Source organism: Streptomyces sp. ADI96-02 (assembly GCF_003846185.1).
In the GTDB taxonomy this organism is placed as follows: Bacteria; Actinomycetota; Actinomycetes; order Streptomycetales; family Streptomycetaceae; genus Streptomyces.
The window spans coordinates 5568172-5586879 of the sequence record NZ_ML123034.1; the positions used below are offsets into that span (position 1 = coordinate 5568172).

General features: G+C 74.0%; 15 protein-coding genes. 4 read left to right on the top strand and 11 right to left on the bottom strand.

All coding sequences use genetic code 11. The annotated features are described in order from the left end of the window. Positions 1-46 precede the first annotated feature (46 nt). The 5 genes from EES43_RS24225 to EES43_RS24245 all read right to left on the bottom strand — a co-directional run bounded on the left by EES43_RS24225 (position 47) and on the right by EES43_RS24245 (position 6699). On the bottom strand, positions 47-2176 hold the full coding sequence (locus tag EES43_RS24225) for a 3-hydroxyacyl-CoA dehydrogenase NAD-binding domain-containing protein (RefSeq protein ID WP_124270679.1): 2130 nt from the start codon (positions 2174-2176) through the stop codon (positions 47-49). After that, the gene (locus tag EES43_RS24230; RefSeq protein ID WP_124270680.1) at positions 2173-3399 is read right to left on the bottom strand and encodes a thiolase family protein; all 1227 of its coding nucleotides are present in this window, start codon (positions 3397-3399) and stop codon (positions 2173-2175) included. Before EES43_RS24230 ends, EES43_RS24225 begins: the two co-directional genes overlap by 4 nt. Positions 3400-3779: 380 nt before the next feature. Beyond that, a complete protein-coding gene (locus EES43_RS24235) occupies positions 3780-5054 on the bottom strand; it encodes an HRDC domain-containing protein (RefSeq protein ID WP_124270681.1) in 1275 nt (424 codons plus the stop codon). 114 nt (positions 5055-5168) lie between these two features. Next, the gene (locus tag EES43_RS24240) at positions 5169-5831 is read right to left on the bottom strand and encodes a helix-turn-helix transcriptional regulator (RefSeq protein WP_033300087.1); all 663 of its coding nucleotides are present in this window, start codon (positions 5829-5831) and stop codon (positions 5169-5171) included. Positions 5832-6042: 211 nt separating this feature from the next. Then, entirely contained in the window at positions 6043-6699 is a 657-nt protein-coding gene (locus EES43_RS24245) for a DUF3000 domain-containing protein (protein WP_124270682.1), read from the bottom strand. A gap of 92 nt (positions 6700-6791) precedes the next feature. Between EES43_RS24245 and hemE the strand changes: the two genes are divergently transcribed. Beyond that, positions 6792-7877, top strand: coding sequence for a uroporphyrinogen decarboxylase (gene hemE / locus EES43_RS24250; protein ID WP_124270683.1), 1086 nt, complete (start codon positions 6792-6794; stop codon positions 7875-7877). A 41-nt stretch (positions 7878-7918) separates the two neighbouring features. On the opposite strand, the gene EES43_RS24255 is transcribed toward hemE, so the two are convergent. Both EES43_RS24255 and EES43_RS24260 read right to left on the bottom strand, forming a co-directional pair. Then, positions 7919-9307 carry an FAD-dependent oxidoreductase gene (locus EES43_RS24255; RefSeq protein WP_124270684.1) on the bottom strand — a complete coding sequence of 463 codons (1389 nt, stop codon included), beginning with the start codon at positions 9305-9307 and terminating at the stop codon, positions 7919-7921. A 42-nt stretch (positions 9308-9349) separates the two neighbouring features. After that, positions 9350-10330, bottom strand: coding sequence for a DUF4349 domain-containing protein (locus EES43_RS24260; RefSeq protein WP_124272137.1), 981 nt, complete (start codon positions 10328-10330; stop codon positions 9350-9352). A gap of 147 nt (positions 10331-10477) precedes the next feature. On the opposite strand from EES43_RS24260, the gene hemG reads away from it, so the two are divergent. Together hemG and hemQ are read left to right on the top strand one after the other, a co-directional pair. After that, on the top strand, positions 10478-11953 hold the full coding sequence (hemG, locus tag EES43_RS24265) for a protoporphyrinogen oxidase (RefSeq protein WP_124270685.1): 1476 nt from the start codon (positions 10478-10480) through the stop codon (positions 11951-11953). 4 nt (positions 11954-11957) lie between these two features. Then, a complete protein-coding gene (gene hemQ / locus EES43_RS24270) occupies positions 11958-12686 on the top strand; it encodes a hydrogen peroxide-dependent heme synthase (protein WP_124270686.1) in 729 nt (242 codons plus the stop codon). 173 nt (positions 12687-12859) lie between these two features. On the opposite strand, the gene EES43_RS24275 is transcribed toward hemQ, so the two are convergent. From EES43_RS24275 to EES43_RS24290, 4 genes are all read right to left on the bottom strand, one after another. After that, positions 12860-14419, bottom strand: coding sequence for an alpha/beta hydrolase (locus EES43_RS24275; protein WP_124270687.1), 1560 nt, complete (start codon positions 14417-14419; stop codon positions 12860-12862). A gap of 221 nt (positions 14420-14640) precedes the next feature. Further along, entirely contained in the window at positions 14641-15675 is a 1035-nt protein-coding gene (locus EES43_RS24280; RefSeq protein WP_206430113.1) for a TIGR04222 domain-containing membrane protein, read from the bottom strand. 5 nt (positions 15676-15680) lie between these two features. Beyond that, positions 15681-16982 carry an MbnB/TglH/ChrH family RiPP precursor modification enzyme gene (locus tag EES43_RS24285; RefSeq protein WP_124272138.1) on the bottom strand — a complete coding sequence of 434 codons (1302 nt, stop codon included), beginning with the start codon at positions 16980-16982 and terminating at the stop codon, positions 15681-15683. Positions 16983-17179: 197 nt separating this feature from the next. Next, positions 17180-17950 carry a peptidyl-tRNA hydrolase gene (locus EES43_RS24290; RefSeq protein ID WP_124270689.1) on the bottom strand — a complete coding sequence of 257 codons (771 nt, stop codon included), beginning with the start codon at positions 17948-17950 and terminating at the stop codon, positions 17180-17182. A 71-nt stretch (positions 17951-18021) separates the two neighbouring features. Between EES43_RS24290 and EES43_RS24295 the strand changes: the two genes are divergently transcribed. Beyond that, entirely contained in the window at positions 18022-18696 is a 675-nt protein-coding gene (locus tag EES43_RS24295) for an AIM24 family protein (RefSeq protein WP_124270690.1), read from the top strand. Positions 18697-18708: the final 12 nt, after the last annotated feature.

Consider the following 18708-nt stretch of genomic DNA (forward strand, 5'->3'; position numbering starts at 1 on the left):
CGCTCCGGCACCTGCTCCCGCCCGTGGACCGGGCGGGACCCGTGGATCAGGCGGGAACGCTCGCCACGCCCTGCGCCAGGAACGGCTTGCCGCTCACCCGCTGCGAGACGCCCTCGCGGTCCAGGTACGGCGTGATGCCGCCCAGGTGGAAGGGCCAGCCCGCGCCGGTGATCAGGCACAGGTCGATGTCCTGGGCCTCGGCGACGACGCCCTCGTCCAGCATCAGGCCGATCTCCTGCGCCACCGCGTCGAGCACGCGGTCGCGGGTCTGCTCCTCCGTCAGGACGGTGTCGCCCTGCTGGAGGAGGGCCGCTACCTCCGGGTCGAGGACCGGCGCGCCGGAGTCATGGACGTAGAAGCCGCGCTTGCCGGCCTTGACGACCGCCGCGAGGTTCCGCGAGACGGTGAAGCGCTCCGGGAAGGCGCGGTTCAGGGTCTCGGAGACGTGCAGGCCGATGGCCGGGCCGACCAGCTCCAGGAGCACCAGCGGGGACATCGGCAGGCCGAGCGGCTCGACGGCCCGCTCCGCGACCTCGACCGGGGTGCCCTCGTCGATGACGTTCTGGATCTCGCCCATGAAGCGGGTGAGGATGCGGTTGACGACGAACGCCGGGGCGTCCTTGACCAGCACGGCGGTCTTCTTCAGCTTGCGGGCCACGCCGAACGCGGTGGCCAGCGAGGCGTCGTCGGTCTGCTCGCCGCGCACGATCTCCAGCAGCGGCAGGATCGCGACCGGGTTGAAGAAGTGGAAGCCGACGACCCGCTCGGGGTTCTTCAGCTTCGACGCCATCTCGGTCACCGACAGCGAGGAGGTGTTGGTGGCGAGGATCGCGTGCGCCGGGGCGACCGCCTCGACCTCCGCGAACACCTGCTGCTTGACGCCGATCTCCTCGAAGACCGCCTCGATGATGAAGTCCGCGTCCGCGAAGCCCTCGGCCTTGTCGAGCACACCGGAGACCAGGGCCTTCAGGCGGTTGGCCTTGTCCTGGTTGACGCGGCCCTTGGCGAGCAGCTTCTCGATCTCGGCGTGGACGTAGCCCACACCCTTGTCGACGCGCTCCTGGTCGATGTCCGTGAGGACGACCGGGACCTCCAGGCGGCGCAGGAACAGCAGCGCCAGCTGGCTGGCCATCAGGCCCGCGCCCACGACGCCGACCTTGGTGACCGGCCGGGCCAGGTTCTTGTCCGGTGCGCCGGCTGGGCGCTTGGCGCGCTTCTGGACCAGGTTGAAGGCGTAGATGCCGCTGCGCAGCTCGCCGCCCATGATCAGGTCCGCGAGGGCCCGGTCCTCGGCGTCGAAACCGGCGCCCAGGTCGCCGTCCTTGGCCGCGGCGATGATGTCCAGCGCGCGGTAGGCGGCCGGGGCCGCGCCGTGCACCTTGGAGTCGGCGATGGCCCGGCCGCGCGCGACGGCCTGGTCCCAGGCGTCACCGCGGTCGACCTCGGCGCGCTCGACGGCGACCGAGCCGTTGAGCACCTGCGCGGTCCACACGAGCGACTGCTCCAGGAAGTCCGCACCCTCGAACAGCGCGTCGGCGATGCCGAGTTCGAAGACCTGCGCGCCCTTGAGCTGGCGGTTCTGGTTCAGCGAGTTCTCGATGATCACCGAGACCGCGCGGTCCGCGCCGATCAGGTTCGGCAGGAGGGCGCAGCCGCCCCAGCCGGGCACCAGTCCGAGGAAGACCTCGGGCAGCGAGAACGCCGGGAGCGCCTTGGAGACGGTGCGGTAGGTGCAGTGCAGACCGACCTCGACGCCGCCGCCCATCGCCGCGCCGTTGTAGTACGCGAACGTGGGGACCGCGAGGCCGGCCAGGCGGCGGAAGACGTCGTGGCCGCCCTTGCCGATGGCCAGCGCGTCCTCGTGGCGGCTCAGCAGCTCGACGCCCTTGAGGTCGGCGCCGACCGCGAAGATGAACGGCTTGCCGGTGAGGCCGACACCGGTGATCGAGCCCTCGGACGCCTCCTTCTCGACCTGGTCGATCGCGGCGTTCAGGTTCGCCAGGGACTGCGGTCCGAAGGTGGTCGGCTTGGTGTGGTCCAGGCCGTTGTCCAGCGTGATCAGGGCGAACCGCCCGGCCCCCGCCGGGAGGTCCAGGTGGCGCACGTGCGCCTGCGTGACGACCTCGCCCGGGAACAGCTCGGCCGCACCCTTCAGAAGCTCAGTGGTGGAGCTCACTTGCTGCCTCCGTCGGTGTCGAAGTGCGGGTTCTCCCAGACGACCGTGGCGCCCATGCCGAAGCCGACGCACATGGTGGTGAGGCCGTAGCGGACCTCCGGCTGCTCCTCGAACTGCCGGGCCAGCTGGGTCATCAGCCGGACGCCGGAGGAGGCCAGCGGGTGGCCGTAGGCGATGGCGCCGCCGTACTGGTTGACGCGGGCGTCGTCGTCGGCGATGCCGTAGTGCTCCAGGAAGGCGAGCACCTGCACGGCGAACGCCTCGTTGATCTCGAAGAGGCCGATGTCCTCGATGGACAGACCGGCCTGGGCCAGCGCCTTCTCGGTCGCCGGGATCGGGCCGTAGCCCATGACCTCCGGCTCGACGCCGGCGAAGGCGTAGGAGACGAGGCGCATCTTGACCGGGAGGCCCAGCTCGCGGGCGACGTCCTCGGCGGCGAGCAGGGACGCGGTGGCGCCGTCGTTGAGCCCGGCGGCGTTGCCCGCCGTGACCCGGCCGTGGGCGCGGAAGGGCGTCTTCAGGCTCGCCAGGGACTCCAGCGTGGTACCCGGACGCATCGGCTCGTCGGCGGTGACCAGGCCCCAACCCGTCTCGCCCGCCTCGGCGTTGGTGCGGCGCACCGAGATCGGCACCAGGTCCTGCTGGATCTTGCCGTCGGCGTACGCCTTCGCGGCCTTCTCCTGCGAACGCACCGCGTACTCGTCGGCGCGCTGCTTGGTGATCGTGGGGTAGCGGTCGTGCAGGTTCTCCGCGGTCATGCCCATGAACAGGGCGGACTCGTCGACCAGCTTCTCCGACACGAACCGCGGGTTCGGGTCGACGCCCTCGCCCATCGGGTGGCGGCCCATGTGCTCGACTCCTCCGGCCACCACGACGTCGTACGCGCCGAAGGCGATGGAGCCGGCCGTCGAGGTGACGGCGGTCAGCGCGCCCGCGCACATGCGGTCGATCGAGTAGCCCGGGACGGACTGGGGCAGGCCGGCCAGGATTCCGGCCGTACGGCCGAGGGTGAGGCCCTGGTCGCCGATCTGCGTGGTCGCGGCGATGGCGACCTCGTCGATCTTCTTGGGGTCCAGGTCCGGGTTGCGGCGCAGCAGCTCCCGGATGGCCTTCACGACGAGATCGTCGGCGCGGGTCTCGTGGTAGATGCCCTTCGGGCCCGCTTTGCCGAACGGGGTGCGGACGCCGTCGACGAAGACGACGTCCCGGATGGTACGAGGCACGGTGGCTCTCCTCCAGGGTGCGGGATGGCACTGCTGCGGCGCACGCCCGGAGGCGTGCCGCCTGCCCTCATGCTACTTGCGGGTAACCAGACTGCCCACCCCCTGTGGCCGGAGCGTCGAAGGTCACACCGCTCCCCGGTGCGCCAGAGGGCTCCGGAGCGCCCGCCGGAGGGCCGCACGGACCTCGGGAACCTGGCGCGATTTCGCTCCTGCCCTGCGGGCTTCGACGGCCGTCCGGACCGCCCGCGACTACGGTACGTGAATCAACGCCTCCGTTGGGGTGACGGCGGCGCGCCGGAGGACGGACCCGCCGGGCCCCCGCCGCCCCGGAAACGCGAACACCCCCGGGCCGACGGCCGGGGGCGTTGGGGCGGCTCCGCTCAGGCGGGCTGGTCGAGCGCCCTGACCAGCAGCGGGGCGACCAGTTCGATCTGCCAGTGACGGGCGCCGTACTCGGCGAGGGTGTCCTCGACCGCGCCGGGCGTCGGGTTCTTCGGCGGCTCCCAGCACACCCGGCGCACGGTGTCCGGGGTGATCAGGTTCTCCTGGGGCATGTGGAGCCGTTCGGCCAGCTCCGACACGGCGGCACGGGCCGCCGAGAGCCGCGCGGCGGCGGCCGGGTCCTTGTCGGCCCACGAGCGCGGCGGGGGAGGTCCGGCGGGCTGCTGGCCGGGCTGCGGCAGCTCCGTCTCGGGAAGCGCGCGGGCCCGGTCCACGGCGGCCTGCCACTGCTCCAGCTGACGGCGGCCCATACGATGGCCGAATCCCGGCAGCGCGGTCAGCGCCTGGACGTTCACCGGCAGCGCGAGCGCCGCCTCGACGATGGCCGCGTCGCCGAGCACCTTGCCGGGGGAGACGTCGCGGCGCTGGGCGACCTGGTCGCGGGCGTTCCACAGCTCGCGCACGACCGCCATCTGACGGCGGCGGCGGACCTTGTGCATGCCGGAGGTGCGGCGCCAGGGGTCCTTGCGGGGCGGGGCGGGCGGGGCGGCGGCGATCGCGTCGAACTCCTCGCGGGCCCAGCCCAGTTTGCCCTGCCGCTCCAGCTCCTCCTCCAGCGCGTCGCGCAGGTCGATCAGGAGCTCGACGTCGAGCGCGGCGTAGCGCAGCCAGGGTTCGGGCAGCGGGCGGGTGGACCAGTCCACCGCGGAGTGGCCCTTCTCCAGGGCGTAGCCGAGGACGCTCTCGACCATGGCGCCGAGGCCGACCCGCGGGAAGCCGGCGAGGCGGCCGGCCAGCTCCGTGTCGAAGAGCGAGGTGGGGGTCATGCCTATGTCCCGCAGGCAGGGCAGGTCCTGGGTCGCGGCGTGCAGGATCCACTCGGCGGAGGAGAGGGCCGCGCCGAGACCGGAGAGGTCGGGGCAGCCGACCGGGTCGATCAGCGCGCTGCCCGCGCCCTCGCGGCGCAGTTGTACGAGATAGGCGCGCTGCCCGTAGCGGTAGCCGGAGGCGCGCTCGGCGTCGACGGCCACCGGGCCGCTGCCCGCGGCGAAGGCGGCGATCACCTCGGCGAGGGCGTCGTCGGACGCCACCACCGGGGGAATGCCCTCGCGCGGTTCGAGCAAGGGGATCGGCGCCGGGGCGACGTCGTCCGGGGGGGCGCCCCCGGTGGTTCGCAGTGAAGTGTCTGCTGCGGTCTCTTGGGCGTCGGTCACGTGTCAAGGGTATCTGTGTATGCGCGGCGCCCGTCGACGGAACGTTCCGTCGACGGGCGGCCATGCGCGTATTCCAGCCGGAGGCGCATCGGTGCACGTCCTGGCCGGGTGCGGTCAGTGGATGATGCCCGTCCGCAGGGCGACGGCGACCATTCCGGCGCGGTCTCCGGTGCCCAGCTTGCGGGCGATGCGGGCGAGGTGCGACTTGACGGTCAGGGCGGAGAGGCCCATCGAGACGCCGATGGCCTTGTTGGACTGGCCTTCGGCGACCAGGCGGAGCACCTCCACCTCGCGGCCGGAGAGTTCGCGGTAGCCGCCCGGGTGGCTCGGGGACCCGGGGGGCCTGCGGTGCATACGGGCGGCGTTCGCGCCGATCGGGGCGACGCCGGGGCGGGTGGGGTGGCCGATGTTGGTTCGGGTGCCGGTGACGACGTACCCCTTCACTCCGCCCGCGAGGGCGTTGCGAACGGCGCCGATGTCGTCGGCGGCGGAGAGGGCGAGACCGTTGGGCCAGCCTGCGGCGCGGGTCTCGGACAGCAGGGTCAGCCCGGAACCGTCGGGCAGGTGGACGTCGGCAACGCAGATGTCGCGCGGGTTGCCGACGCGGGGGCGGGCCTCCGCGATGGACGACGCCTCGATGACGTCACGTACTCCGAGGGCCCACAGATGGCGGGTGACGGTGGAACGGACGCGCGGGTCGGCCACGACGACCATGGCCGTCGGCTTGTTCGGGCGGTAGGCGACCAGGCTTGCGGGCTGCTCTAGGAGAACGGACACCAGGCCTCCTGGGGGGAGTGGCGGGACGGGGCCGGCTCGGGGATGAAGCCGGGGCGAACCGTGCTTGAAGGGTCATTGACCTCTTCGGCAGCAGACCCGTCCTCCTTTAGGGGAAGATCACGATTTGGTGAGTAACAATTCGGGCAAATAGGACGCGCGATCGATTGTACGAAAAGAGAGCCGGTACCTGTGCGATACGGGTGACGGAGCGTTACGAAACCTGTGGCCCGCGCCGCTGCGGCAACGTCACCACCGCCGCGTCCGCCGGATCCGACGGCGGCAGCCCGGCGATCTGGCAGAGCAGATCGCCCCAGGCCATCAGATGTGACGCCGTGTCGGGCACCCCCGTGCGCCCTTCGCGCGGCGTCCACGAGGCCCGGATCTCGATCTGCGTCGCCGGACGGCGCGCGGACAGCGCGCCGAAGTAGTGCGATCCGGCGCGCGTCACGGTCCCGCCGGCCTCCCCGTACGACAGGCCCCGCGCGTCCAGCGCACCCGTCAGCCAGGACCAGCACACCTCCGGGAGCAGCGGGTCCGCCGCCATCTCCGGCTCCAGCTCCGCCCTCACCAGCGTCACCAGCCGGAAGGACCCCTTCCAGGCGTCGTGCCCCGACGGGTCGTGCAGCAGCACCAGCCGCCCGTCCGCGAGATCGTCCTCGCCGTCGACCACCGCCGCCTCCAGGGCGTACGCGTGCGGCGCGAGGCGCTGGGGCGGCTTGGTCGACTCCACCTCCAGCTCCGGCCGGAGCCGTGCGGAGCGCAACGCGTCGACCGCCGACCGGAACGCGCGCGGGACTGAACCCTCCGCGCCGTCCTTGCCGTCAGCGCCATCGGATCGATCGGAGAACTGTCCCTGAGCCGGAGCCATGCCGGGAAGAGTAGGCGGAAGCCGCGCCTCGCGCAGGCAGGGACACCCGTGCGGGGCCGGGCTCCTTCACCGTGCGTGCGAAGATTCTGTGCGTGAGTGCCAACGACAGCCCTTCGGGCCAGCAGACGACGACCTCGGCCGGCCGCGCCGCCACCCACGACTCGGCGTTCCTCCGGGCCTGCCGCCGCGAGCCCGTGCCGCACACGCCGGTCTGGTTCATGCGGCAGGCGGGGCGCTCGCTGCCCGAGTACCTCAAGGTCCGCGAGGGCATCGCGATGCTCGACTCGTGCATGATGCCGGAGCTGGTCACCGAGATCACGCTCCAGCCCGTGCGCCGCCACAAGGTCGACGCCGCGATCTACTTCAGCGACATCGTCGTCCCGCTCAAGGCCATCGGCATCGACCTGGACATCAGGCCCGGCGTCGGCCCTGTCATCGCGGAGCCGATCCGCACCCGCGCCGACCTCGCCCGGCTGCGCGACCTCACGCCCGACGACGTCCCGTACGTCACCGAGGCCATCGGCATGCTCACCGCCGAGCTGGGCGAGACCCCGCTCATCGGCTTCGCCGGAGCGCCCTTCACGCTCGCCAGCTACCTCGTCGAGGGCGGCCCGTCGCGCAACCACGAGCGCACCAAGGCCATGATGTACGGCGACCCGCGGCTCTGGGCCGACCTGGTCGACCGGCTCGCCGAGATCACCGCGGCCTTCCTCACCGTCCAGATCGAGGCCGGCGCCTCCGCCGTCCAGCTCTTCGACTCCTGGGTCGGCGCGCTGGCCCCCGCGGACTACCGCCGCTCCGTGCTCCCCGCCTCCGCCAAGGTCTTCGACGCCGTCGCCGCACACGGCGTCCCGCGCATCCACTTCGGCGTCGGCACCGGCGAACTGCTCGGCCTGATGGGCGAGGCCGGCGCGGACGTCGTCGGCGTCGACTGGCGGGTCCCGCTGGACGAGGCCGCCCGCCGCGTCGGCCCCGGCAAGGCGCTCCAGGGCAACCTCGACCCCGCGGTGCTGTTCGCGCCGACCCCGGCGGTCGAGGAGAAGACCCGCGAGGTGCTGGACGCCGCCGCCGGACTGGAGGGCCACATCTTCAACCTGGGCCACGGCGTCATGCCGTCCATGGACCCCGACGCGCTCACCCGGCTCGTGGAGTACGTGCACACCCAGACCGCCCGCTGAGCCCGCGCCGCAGGGGGGCGCCCCCCTGCGGCCCTCCGGCCTCAGGCGCCCTCCGCGCGCACCGCCGCCACCGCCTTGCGGGCCGCCACCAGCACCGGGTCCCAGACCGGCGAGAACGGCGGGGCGTAGCCCAGGTCCAGCGCCGTCATCTGCTCCACGGTCATCCCGGCCGTCAGCGCCACCGCCGCCACGTCGACGCGCTTGGCCGCGCCCTCGCGGCCCACGATCTGCACGCCCAGCAGCCGGCCCGTGCGGTACTCCGCGAGCATCTTCACCGTCATCGGCTTCGCCCCCGGGTAGTAGCCCGCCCGCCCCGTCGACTCGATCACCGCCGTGACGTACCGCAGCCCGACCGCGCGGGCGTCCTTCTCCCGCAGCCCGGTCCGGGCGATCTCCAGGTCGCAGACCTTGCTCACCGCCGTACCGACCACGCCCGGGAACGTGCCGTAGCCGCCCCCGACGTTCGAGCCGATCACCTGGCCGTGCTTGTTGGCGTGGGTGCCCAGCGCGATGTGCCGGGTGCGGCCCGCGACCAGGTCCAGGACCTCCACGCAGTCGCCGCCCGCCCAGACGTCCTCGTACCCCGCCACCCGCATCGACAGGTCGGTCAGCAGGCCGCCGTGCGGGCCCAGCGGCAGGCCCGCCTCCCGGGCCAGCGTGGTCTCCGGCTCCACGCCGATGCCCAGCACCACCACGTCCGCCGGATACGCCCCCGCCTCCGTCTCCACCGCGCTCACCCGGCCGTCCGGCCCGGTCGCGATCCCGGTCACCCCGGCCCCGTTCACCGTCGTGATGCCCAGCCCGTCCATCGCCTCGTGGACCAGGCGCCCCATGTCCGGATCCAGCGTGGCCATCGGCTGCTCGCCCCGGTTGAGGACCGTGACCTCGAAGCCGCGCTTGAGCATCGCCTCCGCCATCTCGACGCCGATGTACCCCGCGCCCACCACGACCGCCCGCCGCGCGGATCCGCGGGCCGGGGCGTCCAGGGAGTCCAGCAGCGCCTGCCCGTCGTCCAGGGTCTGCACCCCGTGCACCCCGGGCGCGTCCATGCCGGGCAGCGCCGGGCGCACCGGACGCGCGCCGGTGGCGATCACCAGCTTGTCGAAGCCCGTCCAGTACGACTCCCCGCTCTCCCGGTCCAGCGCCTCCACCCGCCGCCCGGCCAGGTCCAGCCCGGTCACCTCCGTCCGCATCCGCAGATCGATGGCGCGCTCCCGGTGCTCCTCGGGCGTACGGGCGATCAGGTCGCCGCGCCGCTCCACGTCGCCGCTCACCCAGTACGGGATGCCGCAGGCGGAGTACGAGGTGAAGTGGCCGCGCTCGAAGGCGACGATCTCCAGCGCGTCCGGCCCCTTCAGCCTGCGGGCCTGCGACGCGGCGGACATGCCCGCCGCGTTGCCGCCGATCACCACGAGTCGCTCCGCTGCCATGCCGGTCCCTTTCGCCGTGTCAGGGACCCCACGCTACGGGGCTCAGGGCGCGGCCGGTCCCGTCGCCCGCTGCTCGGCGGCGGCCCCCCGGCGCTCCCGGCGGGCCCGCGCCGCGCGCCACCCGACCAGTGCCGCCACCGCCGTGACCAGGAACGGGGCCGCCGCCCCGACCGCCACCGCGATCCACCGCAGCGTCGTCACGAACGCGTCCCAGCCGCCGTCGAGAGCGTCCACGAACCCGGGGCCGTCGTCGCCGGCCGGCTCCGGGGCGTCGCGCTCCGTCAGCTCCAGCGTGATCGTCGCCAGCGAGGTGCGGTCCTTCAGGTTCGCCCGCTGGGCCAGCAGCGATTCCAGGGCCGCCTGACGGCTGCTCAGCTCGCCCTCCAGCGTGACGACGTCGGCGAGCTCGTCCGCCCGGTCCATCAGCTCCCGCACCCGTGCCACGCTCGTCCGCTGGGTGGCGATCCGGCTCTCCGTGTCGACCACCCGGTCGGTGACGTCCTTCGCGTCCGACGTCCGCGACAGCAGCTTCCCGGAACCGGCGAGCGTCCGCAGCACCTCCTCGTACCGGTCCCGCGGCACCCGCAGCACCAGGCGCGAGGTCTCGTACGCGTCGTCGAGGCGCTCGGTGCTCTCGCTCGCCACCAGGCCGCCGCCGTCCTGTGCCGCGACCCGCGCGGCGGCCACGGCCTTCGGCACGTCCCGCACCTCCACGGCGAGCTCGGCCGTACGGATGACATGGGTGACGGCGGAGGCCCCGGGATCCGGAGCCTTCCGCGCCTGCTTCGCCGCGTCCGCGCCGGGCGCGTACTGTCCCCCGGCCCTGTCGGCCCGGCCTCCCGCCTCGGCGTCCTCCGAGGACGCCAGGCTCCGGTCCGCCGTGCCGCCCCCGTCGGAGGCGGCCCCGCAGCCGCCGACGGCGAGCAGCGCGGCGAGCGCCCCGGCGGCGAGCACGGCCCGGGAGCGGGCGCGGTGCGCCGCACGCGCCGGGCGGGCGGAAGATCGGTCGGCGCCGCTGTCCATGACAGCCATAACAGGTCCCCCCAGGACGGTGGTCGATGGTGCCGGTTAGACGCGGCGGTCCCGCGACGGGTTTCCGGCCGTGGGTTTCGAAGCGGTCACGTTCGGGACACCCCTCGGGTGCGGGCTCGGGTTTGAGAGAGTGGACCCATGCAGCGTTCTGATCAGCGTGCGGACCCGGCCACGGGCCACGTCGTCGTCATCGGCGGAGGCATCGCCGGCCTGGCCGCCGCCCACCGCCTGGTCGCCACCGGCCTCCGGGTCACGCTCCTGGAGGCGACCGACCGGCTCGGCGGCAAGCTGACCACCGGCGAGGTGGCCGGGGTGCGGGTGGACCTCGGCGCGGAGTCGATGCTGGCCCGCAGGCCCGAGGCGGTCGCCCTCGCCCGCGCGGTCGGTCTGGCCGGGCGCCTCCAGCCCCCCGCCACCGCCACCGCGTCGCTGTGGACCCGCGACGCCCTGCGTCCGATGCCCAAGGGGCACGTCATGGGCGTCCCGAGCGACCCGGCCGCGCTCAGCGGCGTGCTGTCGCCCGAGGGACTGGCCCGGATCGCCGAGGAACCCGGCCTCACCCCGACCCCCGTCGGCGACGACGTGGCGGTCGGGGCGTACGTCGCCGACCGGTTCGGCCGCGAGGTCGTGGACCGGCTCGTGGAACCGCTCCTGGGCGGCGTGTACGCGGGCGACGCCTACCGGATCTCGATGCGCGCCGCCGTACCGCAGCTCTTCGAGGCGGTGAAGGAGGGCGGCTCGCTGCTCGACGCGGTGCGCCGCGTCCAGGAGCGCGCGGCGGCCCGGCAGCAGACCGGCCCGGTCTTCCAGGGCATCGAGGGCGGCATCGGCACCCTCCCGTACGCCGTGGCCGACGCCGTACGCGCCGGGGGCGGCGAGATCCTCACCGCCACCCCCGTCCTCGGACTCACCCGGACCGCGACGGGCTGGGCCGTCCGCACCGACAGCCGGGTGATCGCCGCCGACGGCGTCGTCCTGGCCGCCCCCGCCTGGTCCGCCTCCACCCTGCTGGCCGCCTCCTCGCCGGCCGCCTCCGCCGAGCTCGCCGGTGTCGAGTACGCCTCGATGGCCCTGGTCACCCTCGCCTACCGCCGCGCCGACGTGGCGGGAACCGAGGCCCTGCACGGCCGTTCGGGCTTCCTGGTGCCGCCGGTCGACGGCCGCACCATCAAGGCGTCGACCTTCTCCGGCAACAAGTGGCGGTGGGTCGCCGACGCGGCCCCCGACCTCTTCCTGCTGCGCACCTCCGTCGGCCGGTACGGCGAGGAGGACCACCTGCACCGTGAGGACGTCGAGCTGGTCGGCGCGTCCCGGCGCGACCTCGCCCAGGCCACCGGACTCACCGCGCGGCCCGTGGACACCGAGGTCACCCGCTGGATCGGCGGCCTGCCCCAGTACCCGGTCGGCCACCTCGCCCGGGTCGCCCGGATCCGCGAACACGTCGGCGCGCTGCGCGCGCTGCGGGTGTGCGGAGCGGCCTACGACGGCGTCGGCATCCCGGCCTGCGTCGCCAGTGCGCACCGGGCCGCCGACGAGATCGTCCGCGACCTGACGGAGGAGATCATCGCCACGCCGACCCTGGTTCGGGGCACGGTGAGCGAGGCGGGACAATAGCCGTATGAGTGCTCCTGAGACTGTGACATCCAGCAAGAGTCCGAACGCCGGAAAGAAGGCCAAGGACCTCAACGAGGTCATCCGCTACACCCTCTGGTCGGTCTTCAAACTGCGCGACGTGCTCCCGCTGGACCGCGCCGGGTACGCCGAAGAGGTCCAGGAGCTGTTCGACCGGCTCGCGGCCCAGGACGTCACCGTCCGCGGGACCTACGACCTGTCCGGACTGCGGGCCGACGCCGACCTCATGATCTGGTGGCACGCCGAGACCGCGGACGAGCTCCAGGAGGCGTACAACCTCTTCCGGCGCACCAGGCTCGGCCGCGCGCTCGACCCGGTCTGGTCGAACATGGCGCTGCACCGGCCGGCCGAGTTCAACAAGTCGCACATCCCGGCGTTCCTCGCCGACGAGACGCCGCGCGACTACATCAGCGTCTACCCCTTCGTGCGCTCCTACGACTGGTACCTGCTGCCCGACGAGGACCGCCGCCGCATGCTCGCCGACCACGGCAAGATGGCCCGCGGCTACCCCGACGTCCGCGCCAACACGGTCGCCTCGTTCTCGCTCGGCGACTACGAGTGGATCCTCGCCTTCGAGGCGGACGAGCTGTACCGCATCGTCGACCTGATGCGCCACCTGCGCGCCTCCGAGGCACGGCTCCACGTGCGCGAGGAGGTCCCGTTCTACACGGGCCGCAGGAAGAGCGTCGCAGACCTGGTGGCCGGGCTCGCATAGCCAGCGAGACCCGGACCACCCCAACCCGGAAGGTCAGAGGACGGGCGCCCGGCGCGACGCGCCGCCCGTCGCTCCAGCGACACCGGGTTCGGCTTCGGGTCCCGCGGGAGAGTGCTTCGGCGCTCTCCGGCGGGACCCGTTCGGTTTTCAGGCCGGGGACACCGCGTTCCGGTTCAGTCCAGGGACACCGCGTTCGGCTCCGGCCGCGCCGCGCAGTCCGCGTCCCGCTCCGGTGTCCGCCCGGTCAGCAGGTAGCGGCGCAGATGCCCGTCGACGCAGGCGTTGCCCGCCCCGCCGACGCCGTGCGTACCGGCGCCCCGCTCGGTCACGAGCACCGCGCCCGGCAGCCGCCGCCGCAGCTCCAGCGCCCCCTCGTACGGGGTGACCGCGTCCCGCTCCGCCGCGAGGATCAGCACCGGGGGCAGCTCTCCGGGCCGCGTCCCGACGTCCAGCGGGCGCTGCCGGGGCGTGGGCCAGAAGGCGCAGGGCAGGTTGGTGAACGCGTTGTGCCAGGTCGCTAACGGGGCCGCCGCCGCGAGGGCCGTGTGGTCGCGGTCCCACACCGCGAAGTCCTCCGGCCAGGGGGCGTCGTTGCACTCCACCGCCGTGTAGACGGCCCGCTCGTTCTCGTCGCCCTTCGCCGTCACGGCGTCCCGTGACGCCTGGGCGATCAGCGGCTCCGGATTGCCCCGCCGGTACTCCGACAGGGCCGTGGCCCGCATCGCCCAGTAGTCGTCGTAGTACGCGGCGTCCAGGAACGCTGCCTGGAACTGCCCGGTGCCCACCGTCCCGCCCGCGGGCCGGGCGGCGATCTCGGCGCGGACCTCGTCGTAACCGCGCTGCACGGCCTCGGGCGTGGCCCCCAGCCCGTACACGTCGTGGTGCGCGGCCACCCAGCGCCGGAAGTCCGCCCAGCGGGACTCCAGGGCCTGCGACTGGCCGAGGTTGGAGCGGTACCAGATCCGCCGGGGGTCCGGATCGACCGCCGAGTCGAAGACCATGCGCCGTACGTGCGAGGGGAACAGGGTGGCGTACAGCGCGCCGAAGTACGTGCCGTACGAGGCCCCCATGAACGTCAGTTCCGGCTCGCCGAGCGCCGCGCGCAGCACGTCCAGGTCGCGGGCGTTGTTGAGCGAGGTGTAGTGCCGCAGGGCGTCTCCGGCGTTCCGTTCGCAGCCGAGCGCGTACGCCCGCGCCCGCGCGATCCGCTTCTCCTTGTCGGCGGCCGTGGGGTGGACGGGGGCGTCGGTGGGCCGCTCCGCGAACGCGGCCGGGTCCTGGCAGGACAGCGGGGCCGAGTCCCCCACGCCGCGCGGGGCGTAGCCCACCAGGTCGTACGCCCGCGCGACCTCACGCCACTCGGACATCTCGCCCAGCAGCGGGAAGGTGATGCTGGAGGAGCCGGGACCGCCCGGGTTGTAGACCAGGGCCCCCTGCCGTCCGGCCGCGTCACCGGTGGCGGCGACGCGGCTGACGGTCAGTTCGATCTGCGGCCCGTCGGGCTCCGCGTAGTCGAGCGGGACGGTGACCCTGCCGCACTTCAGCGTCTCCGGCAGCATCTCCTCCTCGGGGCACGCCCCGAAGTCGATCCCGGCCGCCGCCGCACGGGCCGCCGCCACCGCCGTCCCCCGGGTCTCGGCGGCCGGCGGGCCGTCCCAGGCGCTCGCCGGTGTCACGGTCAGGGCGGACAGGACCAGGGAGCCGATCGTTGCGTACAGCGGTGCCGTTCTCACGCGCGGGGCCTCTCTGCGGATGCGGAGAGGGGATGCTCGGCGGCGGCACGGGCGAAGTAAAGCACCGCGCCCGCATGTCACCGGGAACGACTCCGCTGCCCGGCGCGCCGGGCCGACGGCGCGGCGCGTACGGGTGGACCGGCGCGGCACGGGTCCCGGCCCGGCCCCGGCGCGGCCCCGGTCCGGGATTCCGGTGACCCGCCGTCAGCCGGGGCCGGTGCTCACGAACCGCCGCCTCCGCAGCTGGACCCGCCGCCGCCCCCGCAGCTCGAACCGCCGCCGCCCCCGCAACTGGACCCGCCGCCTCCGCATCCCGACCCCGATCCCGCGCCGCAGCCGGAGCCGCCGCCGCATCCCGACCCCGAACCGCCGCCGGTCGAGCCTCCGCAACTCGTGTGGCCGGGGCTCGTGCTCGCGCACCACACCGTCGCCGCCACCGCCGCCGTGCCCGCCGCGGAGCTCCCGGCGGCGATCGGGCCGGACCGGTCGCCCGGACCGCGCAGCCGGGCAGCGGCCACCAGGTGGCCCTGGAGCCCGGGATCGGGCAGCGCGCGCGGGCCCCGGACGGCGACCAGACGCGCGGGCGACTCCACGGACGCGTGGGCGGCCCGGAAACCCTCCGCGGCACGGCGGCCCGCCCGGGTGATCCGCTTCGCGGAGGACACGGCCACGACCAGGCCGCTGATCGCGCCGAGCAGGATCGCGGGCACCACCTTCACGATGAACGGCAACGGCATGTCGGACAGGCCGTCCACCATCGCGTACTGGACGAAGGTGAGTCCCAGGGACACCGGGAAGGCGATCAGGCAGCACACCCCCTGCACCACTCCCCAACGGCGCAGCGGACGGGTGTCCGCGGGCGGTACGAGCAGCCCGCGCGCCGCCAGCCCGTCGCCGATCTCCTGTACCGCCGGGTGCCGCATCACCGCGTCCCGCAAGGCGGCCAGCGCGCCGCTCGGCGCTGCGCCCAGCTCCTGGAGCACGGCCCGCTCCACCGGGTCGTGCGCCTGCGGACGCTGTACGGAGACGATGCCGGGGCCGCCGATGAGCAGCCGTCCGTCCGCGTGCAGCGCGGTCAGGGCGGTGTCCACCACCCTGCCCGGTCCGCCGCCCAGGAACGCCGCCTCGTACAGGTCGTGGACGGCGGGGGACGGGCCCGGCGCGGGGCGGCGGCCCTTCGCGGCCAGCAGCCGGACGATCAGGAGCAGCGAGGAGACGACGACCGCGAGGGTCAGCAGAGCGGCGAGTGCGTTCACGGCGTTCACTTCCCCACGAGAGCGGCACGGGCCGCCCGGACCAGGCGGGCGGCGCGGCGCGGCGGGCGGGGCCCGGACCGGTCCTGCCACCAGTACGTCAGCCGTCTGCGCGCCACCGGATCGGCGGGAGCGCCCGTGACCAGCAGCCGCTCCGCGAAGGCGAGCGCGTCGCGCCGGTAGCCGTCGGACATCGGACGGCCCGCCGCGTAGGCGAGGAACGCCGCGCGGTAGCCGTCGCCGAGGATCTCCGGCAGCTCGGGCGCCACCTTCGCCACGACGTCGGCGCGCTTGGCCGCCAGTGCCCGGCTCTGCACGCCGAGCCGCCGGCGGTCGAAGCCCGCAGGGGCCGGGGTCCCGGCGACCAGGGCCGACAGCAGCGCGGTCTGGGCGACGGCGGTGCGCTCCCGCGCGCCCGGCGCGACGGGAACGGCGGGGACGGCGACGGCGGCGGGACGGGTCGCCGCCGGGCGCGGCGCGGGCGCGGTGGACGCGGTGCGCAGCGTGGCGCGGATCGTGTCCAGCTCCGCCGCCAGTTCCGGCGCGGGCGGAAAGGCGTCGTCGCGCTCCAGCAGCACGCCCGGCGGGTCGACCCGGGAGCGCAGCTCGCGCAGCACGTCCAGGACCGGGGCCGTCACCGGGTGGGCGTGCGTGTCGTGCCACACGCCGTCCTTCTCGACGCCGCCCGCCACGTGCACGTACGCGATGGCCTCGACCGGCAGTTCGTCCAGCGCCTTCGCCGGGTCCTCGCCGCGGTTGACGCGGTTGGTGTGCAGGTTGGCCACGTCGATCAGCAGCCGCACCCCGGTCCGCTCGACCAGCTCCGCCAGGAACCGGCCCTCGGTCAGCTCCTCGTCCGGCCAGGAGACGAGCGCCGCGATGTTCTCCAGGGCCAGCGGTACCGGCAGCGCGTCCTGCGCGATGCGCACGTTCTCGCACAGCACCTCCAGCGCGTCCCAGGTGCGCGGCACCGGCAGCAGGTGCCCCGCCTCCAGGCGCGGCGACGCGGTGAGCGGCCCGCCGGCCCGGACGAACGCGATGTGCTCCGTCACCAGGGGCGCGCCCAGCAGTTCGGCCCGCGCCGCGAGACCCGCGAGCCGTCCGGCGTCGGGGCGGTCCGCGCCGCCGAGACCGAGCGAGACGCCGTGCGGCACGACCGTCACCCCGCGCTCGCGCAGCCGGGCCAGGGAGTTCGGGAGGTGGTCGTCGCAGATGTTCTCCGCGACGGCCTCGACCCAGTCGATCCCGCTCAGCGCCTCCACCTCGGCGGCGATCTCCGGCCGCCAGCCGATTCCGATGCCCAGCTCCATGGTGTCCCCCTCCACGCTCTGTTCAGGTGTCATGGCCCCGCTCGACGGCGGCGAACCCGAACACGGGGACGTTCAGAGCAGGATTTGAGGTTCCGCACCGCGGCGTGAAAAGCGCCGCGCAGTCCCCAGGCCCGTCCGCCGGCCCGTCGGCCGACCCGTCCTCCGCGCAGTCAGCGGCGCGACGGCCCCGGGCTCGTTCAGCGGCGCAGCGCCGGGTGGTCGGCCACCACCGTGCACGACCCCGGGGCGATCTCGGTGAAACCGGCGTCGCGCACCACCGGCAGCCCGCTCGCCGTCAGCTCCCGCCAGCGTGCGGGGCCCGGGGTGGCGACGGCGAGCGGGAACCCGGCCTCGCGCCACGCGGTGCGCTCCGCGTCCGTCAGCTCCCACCAGGCGAGCTGGGCGGCGTGCCCGGCCTGGGCCATCGTCTTGCCCGCCGACATGTCCAGCTCCGGGTTGAGCCACAGCACCGGGCCCGCCGGGTCGGGCGCGGCGGGCGGCTCCGGATCGTCCAGATCGGTGCCGGAGACCTGGAGCTTGGCCAGCTCCTTGGGCCAGCCGTCCAGCGGGACCGGCGGGAACACCCGTACCTCCGCGCTCTCGCCGGTGACCGTGATGCCGGGCAGGGCCGCCGCCTTGCGCCACTCCGCGCCGCGTGCCCGGCGCACCACCTTGCGGATGCGCGCGTCCTGCCAGTCCCGCATCGCCCGCGCCCACTCGCCCTCGCCCAGCGACCGCTCGTCGCAGAGGATCGTCAGGACCGCGCGGGCCGCCGTGCGCAGCGCGTCCGTCCGGGCCGGCGGGTCCGTCTTCTCCAGGTGCACCACGAGCGGCAGCACGTACTGCGGGGCCTCGTCACGCGGGGTGGTCCCGTCGCGGAACGGGCTCTCGGCGGGCGCGCCGACGCCGACGCCGGTGGCGGGTGCGGTCGTGGGGGCGTCGGTCGCGGGGATGTCGTTGCTGCTCACCGTCCCAGTCTGCCAGGCGGCGAACGTCACCTTCTTGGCGGAACGAGACGGTCCGGGTGAGGATGCTCCGTATGAAGAGCGATCTCTTTTCCAGCGAGCACATGGCGCAGCCGGCGACCGCCCCCGGTATGACCCTCCAGAACGCCAAATCCATCAAGTACGCCGTCGACGGCGAGATGCACGCCCGGCAGGGATCGATGATCGCCTTCCGCGGCGACCTCCAGTTCGAGCGCAAGGGCCAGGGCCTCGGCGGCATGCTGAAGCGCGCGGTCACCGGCGAGGGGCTGGCGCTCATGGCGGTCCGGGGTCGGGGCGAGGCGTGGTTCGCGCACGAGGCCGCCAACTGCTTCGTCGTCGAGATGGAGCAGGGCGACGTGCTCACGGTCAACGGCCGCAACGTCCTGTGCTTCGACGCCACCCTCTCCTACGAGATCAAGACGGTGAAGGGCGCCGGGATGACCGGCGGCGGGCTCTTCAACAGCGTCTTCAGCGGTCACGGCAAGCTCGGCCTGATGTGCGACGGGCATCCCATCGTCATCCCCGTCACGGCGGATCAGCCGGTGTACGTGGACACCGACGCCGTCGTCGGCTGGAGCCGGCAGCTCTCCACCACCCTGCACCGCTCGCAGAGCGTCGGCTCGATGGTCCGCGGCGGCTCCGGCGAGGCCGTGCAGCTGATGCTCCAGGGCGAGGGGTTCGTGATCGTCCGGCCCAGCGAGCTGAAGCCGGAGAAGACCGCGAACTGACCGGGCGGCCGG

Excerpts from the sequence above, each read along its gene's own strand:
- EES43_RS24245 (WP_124270682.1), bottom strand. The coding sequence starts at position 6,699 with ATGGCTCCGGCTCAGGGACAGTTCTCCGATCGATCCGATGGCGCTGAC.
- EES43_RS24255 (WP_124270684.1), bottom strand. The coding sequence starts at position 9,307 with ATGGCAGCGGAGCGACTCGTGGTGATCGGCGGCAACGCGGCGGGCATG.
- EES43_RS24260 (WP_124272137.1), bottom strand. The coding sequence starts at position 10,330 with ATGGACAGCGGCGCCGACCGATCTTCCGCCCGCCCGGCGCGTGCGGCG.
- hemG (WP_124270685.1), top strand. The coding sequence starts at position 10,478 with ATGCAGCGTTCTGATCAGCGTGCGGACCCGGCCACGGGCCACGTCGTC.
- hemQ (WP_124270686.1), top strand. The coding sequence starts at position 11,958 with ATGAGTGCTCCTGAGACTGTGACATCCAGCAAGAGTCCGAACGCCGGA.
- EES43_RS24285 (WP_124272138.1), bottom strand. The coding sequence starts at position 16,982 with ATGGAGCTGGGCATCGGAATCGGCTGGCGGCCGGAGATCGCCGCCGAG.
- EES43_RS24295 (WP_124270690.1), top strand. The coding sequence starts at position 18,022 with ATGAAGAGCGATCTCTTTTCCAGCGAGCACATGGCGCAGCCGGCGACC.